Below are 12650 nucleotides of genomic sequence, written 5' to 3' on the forward strand. Positions count from 1 at the left end.
GCGGGGTGTCCATGGGGAGTCTCCGAATCAGGAGCGCCCATGGAGTCAGCCTTCGCGCAATTCGTAAATCCCGTTAACCCGAGTTCGGAGCCCTGCGCCCCCGCGGGCGCTCTTGCCCCTTGCCTCTGCGTCCGGCTAGTCTCAAAGATCAGGTGTGAACCATTTTCGGGGGAGGACGCGCCGTGACGGCTCTCAATGCGGTCGCCGATCTGACGGTCGAGGACGAGGTCGCGATCGTCACCATCAATTCGCCGCCGGTCAACGCGCTGTCGCGAGACGTGCGCGAGGGGTTGATGCTCGGGGTCGAGAAGGCGGAGGCCGACGCCACGGTCAAGGCGACCGTCATCGTCTGCGCCGGGCGCACCTTCATCGCCGGCGCCGACATCACCGAGTTCGGCAAGCCGCACGCCGCGCCCTATCTTCCCGACGTGCTCGACCGAATTGAGAACGCGAAAAAGCCGGTCGTGGCGGCCCTGCACGGCACGGCGCTCGGCGGCGGCTTCGAGGTGGCGCTGACCGCGCACTACCGGATCGCTGTTCCTTCCGCCAAATGCGGCCTGCCGGAAATCAAGCTCGGCCTCATCCCCGGCGCGGGCGGCACGCAGCGCCTGCCGCGCCTCGTGGGCGTCGAGACGGCGCTCGAGGTCATCTTGTCGGGAACGCCGTTTTCGGCGCGCGACGCGAAACAATGGGGCGTGGTCGACGCCCTCGCGGAAGAAGGCAAGCTCGCCGAGGGCGCGGTCGCTTTCGCCAAAAGCCTGATCGCCGCCAGGGCGCCCTTGAAGAAAGTGCGCGACCGTGACGAAAAGCTCGCCGCGGCGCGCGGAAAACCGGAGATCTTCGAGGCGATCCGCCAGGCGCACGCGAAAAAGTTCCGCGGCTTCGAGGCGTGGGAGAAGGCGATCCTCTCGGTGAAGAACGCCGTCGACCTGCCGTTCGACGAAGGCGTCGAACGTGAGCGCGCAATGTTCATGGCGCTGCTCGGCTCGACCCAGTCGAAGGCGCAGCGGCATGTGTTCTTTGCCGAGCGCGCCGCGGCCAAGATCGCCGACATCGGGCCCGACACGCCGACGAAGCCGATCGCCCGGGTCGGCGTGATCGGGGCCGGCACAATGGGCGGCGGCATCGCCATGAATTTCCTCAACGCCGGCATTCCCGTCACCATCGTCGAGACCTCGAAGGAGGCGCTCGACCGCGGCGTTTCGATCATCCAGCGCAACTACGAGAATACGGCGAAGAAGGGCCGGTTGACGATGGCGGAGGTCGAGGCGCGCATGGGGCGCCTGTCGCTCACGCTCGACTTTCGCGCGCTGGCCGAGGCCGACCTCGTCATCGAGGCCGTGTACGAGAGCATGGACCTGAAGAAGCTGATCTTCGAGAAACTCGACGGCGTCGCCAAGCCGGGCGCGATCCTCGCCTCCAACACGAGCTATCTGAACGTCGACGCCATCGCCGCCGCGACCAAGCGCCCCGAGGACGTGCTCGGCATGCACTTCTTCTCGCCCGCCAACGTGATGCGCCTGCTCGAGATCGTGCGCGGCGAAAAGACGTCGAAGACCGTGCTCGCCACCGTCGCCGCCCTCGCGCCGAAGATCGGCAAGGTCGGCGTGACGGTCGGCGTCTGTTACGGCTTCGTCGGCAACCGGATGCTGGCCGAGCGCCAGCGCGAGGCCGGCAAGCTGATCCTCGAAGGCGCGACGCCGGCGCAGGTCGACCGCGTTCTGACCGATTTCGGCCTGCCGATGGGCCCGTTCGCAATGAGCGATCTCGCCGGCCTCGACATCGGCTGGTCGGCGGAGACGTCGAAGGGCGAGAGCATCCGCGACATTCTGTGCGAGGAAGGGCGGCGCGGCCAGAAGACCGGCGCGGGCTTTTACGACTACGACGAGCAACGCAACGCAAAGCCCTCGGCGCATGTCGAGACGATCATCCGCGCCTTCGCCGCCGCGAAGGGGATCGCGCAGCGGGACATTACCGATGCCGAAATCCTCGAGCGGCTGATCTACCCGATGATCAACGAGGGCGCGAAGATCCTGGAAGAAGGCAAGGCGCAGCGCGCCTCCGACATCGACGTCGTCTGGATCATGGGCTACGGCTGGCCGGTCTACCGCGGCGGCCCGATGTTCTACGCCGACACCGTCGGCCTGAACACCGTGCTCGACAAGCTGAAGGAATTTCAGGCGAAGTTCGGCGACGATTTTCGGCCGGCGGCGCTCTTGGAAAAACTCGCCGCGGCGGGCGGGTCGTTTTCGAAGGCGTAACCCATCCCCTCATCCCCGCCCCTCGCCCGCATTCCGGTCAGCGGCCGAAGGCCGCCGGGTGAGGAAGCACCAGCGACACCTGACTCTTGGAGCCATCTCATGCGTGAAGCCGTCATCGTTTCCACCGCGCGCACCCCGATCGGCAAGGCCTATCGCGGCGCCTTCAACGACACCCAGGCCCAGACGCTGGGCGGGCACGCGATCGCCGAGGCGCTGAAGCGCGCTCGGGTCGACGGCGCCGAGGTCGACGACGTCGTCATCGGGGCTGCGATGCAGCAAGGCTCGACCGGCTACAACATCGGCCGCCAGGCGGCGCTGCGCGCCGGGCTGCCGACCAGCGTCGCCGGCATGTCGGTCGACCGGCAGTGCGCCTCGGGCCTGATGGCGATCGCGATCGCGGCCAAGGAGATCGTCGTCGACGGCATGAGCGTCGCGGTCGGCGGCGGGCTCGAGTCGATCTCGCTCGTCCAGAACGACAAGGCGAACAGTTTTCGCACCCAGGACCCGTGGCTCGTCGCGCATCGCAACGACGTCTACATGTCGATGCTCGAGACCGCCGAGATCGTCGCCGAGCGCTATGGGATTTCCCGCGAAGCGCAGGACGCCTTTGCGCTCCAGTCGCAGCAGCGGACGGTCGCCGCTCAGGCCGCCGGGCTTTTCGACGCCGAGATCGTTCCCCTGTCGACGGTCATGAAGGTCGCCGACAAGGCGACCGGCGCGATCTCGGACAAGGAGGTCACGCTCGGGCGCGACGAAGGCCCGCGCGCCGACACCACGGCTCAGGGCCTGGCGGGCCTGAAGCCCGTGTTCGCCAACGGCCAGAAGCTGAAGGTCGGCGCCTGCGTCACCGCCGGCAACGCCTCGCAGCTCAGCGACGGCGCCAGCGCCTGCGTGCTGATGGAGGCGACGCTCGCCAGCCAGCGCAACCTCGCGCCGCTCGGGATCTACCGCGGCGTCGCCGTCGCCGGCTGCGATCCGGACGAGATGGGCATCGGGCCGGTGTTCGCCATTCCGAAGCTCCTCAAGGCGCACGGCCTCGGAATCGACGACATCGGCCTCTGGGAGCTCAACGAGGCCTTCGCCGTGCAGGTGATCTATTGCCGCGACCGGCTCGGAATCGACAACGACCGCCTCAACGTCAACGGCGGCGCGATCGCGGTCGGCCACCCCTACGGCATGAGCGGCTCGCGCCTCGTCGGCCACGCGCTGATCGAGGGCAAGCGGCGCGGCGTCAAATACGTGGTCGTAACCATGTGCATCGGCGGCGGCCAGGGCGCGGCCGGGCTGTTCGAGGTCGCGTGACCCTCATCCGGCCCTTCGGGCCACCTTCCCCCCGAGGGGGAAGGAACCCTCTCCCACAGGGAGAGGGAAGCGGCCGAAGGCCGCAGGGTGAGGGGAAGTCGGCGCGGGTCGCGTCATCGCATTCAAGCAGCCTTTCGCAGGGAAAGTCGTCGTGACCGATCCGCAGCACATGGCGCCGCTCGCGGCCTTTCGCGGCGCGAAGCCGCCGGCGCCGGCGTGGTTCGACGCCGCGCTGGCGCACGAACCCGAGCGAACCTTCGTCGCGGTCGAGGGGGCGAAGGTCGAGGTTCTCGCCTGGGGCGAGCGCGGCAAGCCGGGCCTCATGTTCCTGCACGGCGGCGCGGCCCACGCCGACTGGTGGAGCTTCGTCGCGCCGTTCTTCGCCGCCGAGCGGCGGGTGGTCGCCTCGACCTTCACCGGCATGGGCCGCTCGGACTGGCGCGAGCATTACCTGTTCGAGCAGTTCGTGCGCGAGGCGCGCGCCGCGGGTCGCGCCGCGGGCGCGTTCGACGCCGGCAAACCGGTCGTCGTCGGCCACTCGTTCGGCGGGCGCGTGACGATGGGCTTTTCTCGCGACTTCGGCGACGAGATCCTCGGCGGCGTGATGGTCGACCCGCCGTTCTTCGCGCCCCAGAATTTTCGCCCGCCCGCGCCTCCTCAGCCTTCGAGACTCGCGCGGGTCAAACCGTCGCTGGCGGAGGTGGTCGCGCGCTTCCGCCTGATGCCGCCGCAGCCGTGCGAGCACCCCTACATTCTGGACGCGATCGCGCGGCGCTCGGTGCGCGAGGCCGTCGACGACGAGGGGCGCCCGGGCTGGTCGCTCTGCTTCGATCCGAATTTCTGGGAGCGGTTCGGCCGCATCGATCCCGAGCCGATCGTGGCGGCCGCGCGGGCGCCGCTCGCGCTCTTTCGCGGCGCCAAGTCGAAACTGTTCAAGGCCGACGACGCCGACTACCTGCTGAGCTTCATGCCTCCGGGCGCGCCGCACGTCGTGATCCCGGAAGCCGAGCACCACGTGATGATCGACCAGCCGCTGGCGTTCGTGGCGGCGCTCAGGGCGCTGCTGGCGGCCTGGCCGGGGCCTTGAACCCCTCTCCCTGAGGGAGAGGGGTTTGCGCGTCACTCCAGCCGCACCCGCACCGCGTCCGCCGCCCCCTTGCTGTCGACCACCGTCACGCGGACAAACCCTGCGCCGTCGGGTTTCCAGGCCGCGTTGCGGCGCAGTTCCGCTTCGCCCACCGGCGCGCCGTTGACGAACCAGGCGAACGGCGGGACGCCGCCGAGCGCCTTCAGCGCGAGCCGCGCTTCAGCGGCGCCGTCCAGAATTCCGAGGTCGATGCGCGCGCCGTCGGGCGGATAGGCGATCTTCAGCGCCGGAACTTCGGTCGCGGCCATGGTCTTGGGCGCATCCTTGCGCAGATGGCGCAAGGGCGGCGGCAGGTCGGCGGCAGTCGCGGCGATGAGAATCCCCCTCGGCGGCCTGATGACCTCGACGTCGCGGCAGAGCCGCTCGAAGGCGTCGAACAGGATCGGCGCCGCCGCCTGCCGTCCGATCAGGCCCGGCGTCGGGCCGTTGTCGGGCCTCCCCACCCAGACCGCGATGGTCGTCCCCTTGTCGAAGCCCACCGCCAGCGCGTCGCGAAAGCCGTAGGACGTGCCGGTCTTGAAGGCGATGCGGCCGGAGAGCGCGTTGGCCGGCGGCGGCGTCCCGCGAAGAATGTCGGCGACATACCAGGCCGCCACGGAATCGGTGACGCGCCGCGGCCCGATCACCGGCGCGGCGCCGTCGAGGCGTTCGATCAGCGCCGGCGCTTCGCCCCCGCGGGCGAAGCCGGCGTAGAGGCGGGCGATGTCGGTCAGCGAGACGCCGAGGCCGCCGAGGCCGATCGCGAGCCCGATCGGCGTGTCCTTCGGCAGCGCGATCTCGGCCCCCGCGCCGTGCAGCCGGGCGAGAAAGGTGGCGGGGCCGACGTCGGCGAGCAACTCGACCGCCGGCAGGTTCAGCGACATCTGCAAAGCCTTGCGCGCCGTCACCGTGCCCTGATAGCCGAGATCGAAGTTCTCCGGCGCGTAAGCCCCGTAGCGCGCCGGGCGGTCGAACAGCACCGTCTCGGGATGGGCCAGCCCCTCCTCGAAGGCGAGCGCGTAGATGAACGGCTTCAGCGCCGAGCCCGGCGAGCGGGGGAAGCGCGACATGTCGATCGCGCCGTCGCGCGAGGCGTCGTCCGGATCGGCGGCGCCGACCCGGGCGCGGACCTCGCCGCTCGCGTTGTCGATCGCGACGATCGCCGCCGACAGTTTTGGGCCGAGCCGCGCCACGCTCTCCCTCGCCAGCGTTTCGAGCTTCGCCTGCAGGCGGGCGTCGATCGAGAGGCGGATCCTCCTCGCCCTGGGATCGGCGGCGACGGCCTCCTCCGCCGCATGGGCGGCAAGCCGCGGAAACGGCTTTCGGGTCTCCGGCACAGGCTCGCGCTTCGCCGCGACGGCGTCGTCGGCGCCGATCGCGCCGCGCGCGGCGGCGCGGTCGAGCACGCGGTCGCGGGCGGCGCGCGCGGCGGAGGGAAACCGGTCGGGCCGGCGCGCCTCGGGCGACTGCGGCAACGCCACCAGCAGCGCCGCCTCGGCGATCGTCAGCTTCAAAGGCTCCTTGCCGAAATACGCCAGCGACGCCGCGCGCACCCCCTCGAGGTTGCCGCCGAACGGCGCCAACGTGACGTAGCGGTCGAGCACGCCCGCCTTGTCGACGGCGCGCTCGATCTCCTGCGCGCGCGCCATCTGCCTGAGCTTGGCTTCCAGCGTGCGCTCGGGCCGCGGCTCGATCAGGCGGGCGACCTGCATGGTGAGCGTCGAGCCGCCCGAGACGATGTGGCCGCGCAGAAGCCATTGCCCGGCTGCGCGCAGAAGCGCGCGCAGATCGACGCCGTGGTGGTCGTAGAAGCGGCCGTCCTCGTAGGCGACCAGCATCGCGAGATAGCGCGGATCGACGTCGTGGGTCGTCGCCGGCAGCCGCCACCGCCCGTCCGGCAAAGTGAACGGACGCAGCAGCCGGCCGTCGCGGTCGACCACCAGCGTCGAGCCCTCGCGCGAGGCGGCGAGATCGAGCGGCGGCAGCGAGGCGGCGTAGCGGGTCCAGGCGAGGCCGGCGGCGAGGGCGGAGACGAGGACCAGCAGGAGCGGCGCGGCGATGGCCAGGACGAGTCCGCGCCGGATGGCGTCCCGGCGCCGTTGCGCCGCGGTATTCACGCGAGCGCCGCGCGTCCGGCCGGCGTCGCCTTCCCCAGCTTGCTGGGGAAGGTGGCCCGCAGGGCCGGATGGGGTGTGGAAAGCAGGGAGCCGTCGGAAAAGGCCCCGGGACGAAGGTCATGCCGCGCGCCCTGCGGCGGACCATCGCCTGCGATCGATTTCACGCGCCTTAGGACGGATGACGGCAAGGACGATGGAGACGGTCGCGCAAACCGTCCAAAGTTCGTGCGGCGGCCCACACCCCATCCGGCGCTTCGCGCCACCTTCCCCGGCAAAGCCGGGGAAGGGAACCCGTGACCCCAGATATCCGTGTATCCACGGTCCCCTTGCAGCAGAGTGGGGACCAAGCGGCTGCGCGCAGAGCCTTCGTCGCCATTCACTTCGCCGTCACCTCCATCGCGCCGAAGGCGGTGCGTCCGTAGCGTTCGGGGGCGTACATGTCCTCGGCGGTCGCGGGCGGGTGGACGTAGCGGCCGGGCGCGACGGCGCGCACGACATAAGCGAGGGTGATGAAAGCCGACTGGCCGGGCGCGCGGTCGAACACCGCGACGAAGCGATCGTCGCGGTACTCGGTGTGCGCCGGCGTCTCGTCGGTCGTGAGCCACGAGAACCCCTCGACCGAGCCGCCCTCGACCAACGCCGGATTGTCGATCTCGAGCCCCGCCGGCAGCCGGTCGACGATCATGAGCCGCGCCGTGCGCGCCTCGGCCTCGGTCACCCTGAGCGCCACCACGACGCGCTGGTTCTGCATGAGGCTCGCAAGGTCGAGCTTCTTGCCGTCGAGCGTATAGAAGCTCCGCTCGACCGTGTAGCCGTTGGACGCCGCGGGTTCGGGCGCGACCGGCGAGCCCGAGACGGTGACGACGAGCTGGGCCGTGGCCTCGCCGGCGTTGCCGATGGCTGCGGTCTTGCCCGCGAGCGCGTCGGGGCCGAAGCGCCGGTTCAGCGCGCCCTTGACGGGCTGGCCGTCCACCGTGAACGACCCGAGGCCGCCGTGCTCGGCGAGCGCCTCGGCGGCGAGAACCATCCAGCCGTTCTCCTGCGTGCTGGTCTGCGAGCGCTCGGCCCGCGCCGAGTCCAGCTCCGCCCCGGCGCGCGCGATCGCGTTGGCGGGCATGTCGCCGGCGGCAGGGTCGGCTTCGGCGACCAGCGCCATCACGGCGGCCGCGTCGCGCAGGCGCGAGCCGAAGTCCGGGCGCGAGCGCCCTTCGTCCTTCTCGGCGGCGAGCGCCGCGAGCGCGGCGGAAAAGACCTTTCCGGCGCGGGCGCGGTCGCCGAGCATCGCGAGCGCGGCGCCGAGCTGCGCCTTGGCGAGCGGCGACGCGAAGGCGTCGAGCTTGGCGTCGGAGAGGTAGCGCAGGTCGCCGATCACCGGCCGGCCGTTGCGGGCGAGCACGTAGAGGGCGTAGGCGAGGGCTGCGGAATTGTCGGCGTTCGGCTCGGGCGCGTTGACGATCGTGTTGCGCAAGCGGTCGAGCGCCTGGGCGAAGGCAGGCTCGGCGACGACGAATTTCATCTCGCGGGCGCGGGTGAGGAAGTCGGTGACGAAGGCGTCGAGCCACGGGTCGTCGTCGCCGCTGTCGGCCGCCCACATGCCGAAGGCGCCGCTGGCGCTCTGCCGGCTCATCTCGCGCTCGATCGCCTGTTTGATTCTGGCGTCGAGGTCCGGATCGACCCCGAGGTTCTGCAGCGAGGCGAGACGGTTGACGTAGAGGAGCGGCATGGCCCGGCTGACCGTCTGCTCGGAGCAGCCGTAGGGATAGCGGTCGAGCGCCTGCAACAGCGCCGGGGCGTCGAGCGCGCCGAACGGCGAGGCCGAGACGGCGATCGAGCCCGTCCCGGGGATGAAGCCGGCGAGCAGGTCGCCCGACACCGTCGCAGCGCCGCCGCCGGGCAGCGGCGTGACCGTGCGGCGATAGACGTCGGGCGCGCCCGAGGCGACGCCGAGCGCCAGCTTTTGCGTCAGATCGACGTTCGGGCCAGAGAGGCGAAGGCCGAAGGAGGCCGTGCCGACCCCGGCGGCGGCGATTGCGACGGTCGCCTGCCGGCGCTGATGCGCGTCGAGCCGCAGGGTCTGATGCAGGGCGGCGGCCTCGGCCGCGACCGGCCCGCCGAGGTCGAGATCGAGCGTGTAGTCGCCGGCCTCGCCGTCGACGTTGTCGATGTCGACCGTGAGTTGCGAGCGGTCGCCGACATCGAGGAAGCGCGGCAGCGTCGCCGACACCACGACCTTGTCGCGCACGGTGACGTCGCTCTGGGCCGAGCCGACCTTGTCGCGGCTCCAGGCGGCGGCGGCGAGGCGCACTGTCCCGTTGAACGCCGGCAGGTCGAAGGTGACGGTCGCCTGGCCGCGATCGTCGAGCCTGACCACGCCGGAGAACAGCGCGAGCGGGGGTTGCGTCGGCAGATTGCCTTCGAGGCTGCCGCTGCTGTCGCCGCCGGTCTCGATGGCGCCGGCCGCGCCCTGCATGCCGTCGATCAGCATGCCCCAGAGGTCGCGGATCTCGACCGGCAGCTTGCGCTGGCCGAAGAAATACGCCACCGGGTCCGGCGTCCTGTAGCCGGTGAGGTTGAGGATGCCGAGGTCGACCGCCGAAACGCTGACGTAGGCCTCCTCGCCGGGCGCGAGTCCGGCGACCGTGATGGGGATCTGCATCGGCTCGCGCGGCTTGGCGATGGCGGGCGCGTCGAAGGTTACGTCGAGCTTGCGCGTGGCCCCGCCTATGGAAAACCAGGCGAGCCCGATCGCCCGGCCCGGCATGCGCCGCGCCTTGACGTCGAGCGGACGGTGGGTGAGCGCCACCGCATAGGCGCCGGGGCCCCAGTCGGCGCCGACGGCGAACGGTACGACCGTGTCGCCGGCGGCGAGGTCGACGTCGATGAAGCGCTCGACCTTGTCGCCGATCAGGGCGACCGTCGCCTTGCCCGCCGCGGCGGCGGCGATGCGCAGCTTGGCCTCGTCGCCCGGCGCGTAACTCGTTTTGTCGAGGGTGACGGCGACATTGTCGGGCGTATCGGCGCTCGCCGTCCCCGACCAGCCGACGTCGAAGGCCAGGCTCGTCTCCTCGCCGTCGAGGGTCTTGATGTCGAGCCGGTGCGCGCCCCATTGCACGGGCGCCGATATTTTTGCCGGTCCGTCGGGGCCGATGTCGACGATTCCGCTCGCGACGCGCTTCGACGACTTGACCGGCTCGTAGTTCCAGCGTCCGTCGGCGTTGAACCACTGATAGTCGCTGGTCACCTGATAGAGCGACCACTCGGCGCCCTTCCGCGCCACCCGGGCGCCGTCGGGAGCCACCGCGATCGCCTCGAACGTCGCCGCGTCGCCGGCGGAAATCGACGCGTCGAAGGTCTTCTTGACGCCGACCAGCACGCCCTTGGCCCTGACCGGCAGCGTCACGGTGCGCTCGACCGTGCGGCCGCCGGGCTCGGCGACGTCGACGATCAGCTTCGCCTCGAGCGGTCGCGTCGACGCTGCCTCGGGCAGATCGACCGAGAGTTCGGCCCGGCCCTTGGCGTCGGTCGTCGCCTTGGCGGGAAACTGGGTCTCGACCGTGGTGAATTCGTCGTCGGCGAGCCCCGCGACATAGCCGGGAAAGCCCGCCAGCGCGCCATCCGGGACGGCCTGGACGCGGATCGCGCCGGTGACGTCGAGGCCGCTCGCCGGCGCGCCATAGAGGAAGCGGGCGTCGAGCGAGAGCGCGATCGGCTCGCCCGGCGTGACGACGGCGCTCGCCGTCTTCAGCGCGAAATCGAGCCTTTCGGGGATGTAGTCCTCGAGCAGGAATTCCACCGCGCCGATCGGGTCGCCCTTCGGATCGGCGAAGGCCTCGATGCGCCATTTGCCGGGCGCGGCCCCCGCGAGCAGCGGAATGGCGAGGGCGTGGCCGCCGAGGCCCGCGTCGGCGACCGTGGCGCGCCGGTATTCGACCCCGTCCGGGCGCTTGACGACCAGGGTCAACGGCAGGCGTTCGCGGGCGACGCCCTTGGCGTCGCGCAGCAGCGCGGTCGCGAACACCGTCTCGCCCGACCGGTAGACGCCGCGCTCGGTATAGACGAAGGCGTCGAGGCCGGAGGGCGCGTCGCGCCCGCCGACGCCGCGGTCGGTGAGGTCGAAGGCGTTCTGCGCCAGATTGAGGAAATTGTAGTCGCCGGCGAGCGTCGCCACCAGCAGGCCCGGCGCGACGCCGCCCTTGCCACGGGAAAGACCCGGATCGAACTCGACGCGCCCGTCGGCGCCGGTGGTCTTGGTCGCCAGCGCCTCGTTGTTGCGCGCGACCAGCGTCACATCCACGCCCGCGAGCGGGCCCGCGGAGCCGAGCGACTGCACGAAGGCGTGCACGCCGTCGTCGCCGGAAATCGCGGTGAGGCCGAGATCGGAGACGACCATCCACTGGGTCGCGAGCTGGGCGTAATCCGGCTCGTCGGAGTCGGAGGTCTTCTCCTTCCACGGCCGCGCGGTGACGAGATAGACGCCCGGGTCGAGCTTGCCCACCGCCTTGAGGACCGGGAATTCCGTGACCACGTCCCGGTTGAGTTCGCTCGCCACGTCCATCGAGCCGCTCCAAACCTTGACGCCGTCGGTGTCGGCGATCTCCCTGGCGCGGGCGGTGTCGATGGGTTTGAGGAAGTCGTCGCGGTTGACGGTCGCAAGCAGGTTGCGGTCGCCGATGCGGTAGACGTCGATGGACACTTTCGAGGCGTTGACGGTGACGAGCGGCGCCCCTTCCTGTCCCTGGCGCGGCAGGACGTAGGCCTTGCCGGCGAAATGGGCCTGGGGCGACCGGTCACGGACGTAGATCTCGTAGTCGGCGGCCTTGAGGAGGTTCTCCCCGACCGCCGAGGGCAAGCCCTGGCGCAGCACCACCGCATAGCGCTCGCCGTGCTTCAGGCCCTCGACGCAGATCTGCTGGTCCTCGCTCGAGATCGCTGCGCTCGAGGCGCCGGAAACCGCGACATAGGGCGCGAAATCGGTCTTGCGCGCCAGCTGCTCGGAAAAGGTGAAGCACACGCGCGGGTTGGCGGACTCGTTGTCGACCTTGTAGTCGAGGATGCGGAATCCGTACTGCTCGCGCAACGACTCGTAGGTCTTGCGCACGTCGATCGCGTCGCGCCGGTCGAGCGAGGCCTTGTAGGCGTCGAGCGCGCCGCGCCAGGCGCTGTGGCGGGCGAGAAGGTCGCCGAGGGTCGCGAGCGCGACGGCCTGGGCGGGCGCCTCGGCGGCGCGCTCGTAAGCCGCATAGGCCGCGGCCGCGCCGTGCGTCACCAGATCCCAGCGGTTGTCGGCCTGGGCGTCGTCGGCCTTGATCGCGACATTGGCGTAGGCGAGCCAGTTGGCCGGGTCTTTGGGGCCAGCGGTCGCCGCGGCGGCGGCGAGCGCCGCGGCGGCGTCGAATTTCCCGCCCGTCGCGGCGGCGGCGGCGGCCTTGCGCAGGTCGTCCGGCGTCTTCCCCGCCGTCTGGGCGCCGATCTTGCCTGCGGCGATCTTCAACGTCTCGGCGAGGCGGACCGCGTCGCTCGCCAGGTCCTCGTTGGCGTAGGGCTTGACCTCGGCGGCGATGGCCACGCTCGCGAAACACAGCGCGGCGACAGCGGCGCGCAAGACCTTGAGCATGGTCACCCCCCGAACATGCGCCCATGTCCCGAGACTCGGTCCGCCCGGCTCCGGCGGCATGGCGCACAGGCTCTATAGCACGCCCGTTTCGCCCCATCGACGCGCGTCGCCTTTCGATCGAACGCTCTCTTCCACTGTCGATAGCGAATTAAGTTGTCCGGTATTGGTAGCACATCAAATGTCCGCTTCTTCTGGTTTTGTTCTCCTGTGGGCATGTGGGCGAGGCGAAG

The 12650-nt window shown here is 70.6% G+C and carries 5 protein-coding genes; 3 read left to right on the forward strand and 2 right to left on the reverse strand.

Going from position 1 to position 12650, the window contains the following annotated elements; genetic code table 11:
- Positions 1–182: 182 nt before the first annotated feature.
- From DFR50_RS30770 to DFR50_RS30780, 3 genes are all read left to right on the forward strand, one after another.
- The gene (locus DFR50_RS30770) at positions 183–2261 is read left to right on the forward strand and encodes a 3-hydroxyacyl-CoA dehydrogenase NAD-binding domain-containing protein (RefSeq protein WP_113894111.1); all 2079 of its coding nucleotides are present in this window, start codon (positions 183–185) and stop codon (positions 2259–2261) included.
- A 99-nt stretch (positions 2262–2360) separates the two neighbouring features.
- Complete coding sequence (locus DFR50_RS30775; RefSeq protein ID WP_113894113.1) at positions 2361–3563, forward strand: acetyl-CoA C-acyltransferase; 1203 nt, start codon at positions 2361–2363, stop codon at positions 3561–3563.
- Positions 3564–3714: 151 nt separating this feature from the next.
- Positions 3715–4650, forward strand: a complete 936-nt coding sequence (locus DFR50_RS30780; RefSeq protein WP_210209093.1) for an alpha/beta fold hydrolase — start codon at positions 3715–3717, stop codon at positions 4648–4650.
- A 32-nt stretch (positions 4651–4682) separates the two neighbouring features.
- Here DFR50_RS30780 and pbpC read toward each other — a convergent pair whose 3' ends face one another.
- Positions 4683–6806, reverse strand: a complete 2124-nt coding sequence (pbpC, locus tag DFR50_RS30785) for a penicillin-binding protein 1C (protein ID WP_113894115.1) — start codon at positions 6804–6806, stop codon at positions 4683–4685.
- Positions 6807–7182: 376 nt separating this feature from the next.
- Positions 7183–12420 (reverse strand): alpha-2-macroglobulin family protein, encoded by a 5238-nt coding sequence (locus tag DFR50_RS30790; RefSeq protein ID WP_245428246.1) that lies wholly within the window; start codon positions 12418–12420, stop codon positions 7183–7185.
- Positions 12421–12650 lie beyond the last annotated feature (230 nt).

It is taken from the genome of Roseiarcus fermentans (assembly GCF_003315135.1).
GTDB lineage: Bacteria > Pseudomonadota > Alphaproteobacteria > Rhizobiales > Beijerinckiaceae > Roseiarcus > Roseiarcus fermentans.

Excerpts from the sequence above, each read along its gene's own strand:
- DFR50_RS30790 (WP_245428246.1), bottom strand. The coding sequence starts at position 12,420 with ATGCTCAAGGTCTTGCGCGCCGCTGTCGCCGCGCTGTGTTTCGCGAGC.
- DFR50_RS30775 (WP_113894113.1), top strand. The coding sequence starts at position 2,361 with ATGCGTGAAGCCGTCATCGTTTCCACCGCGCGCACCCCGATCGGCAAG.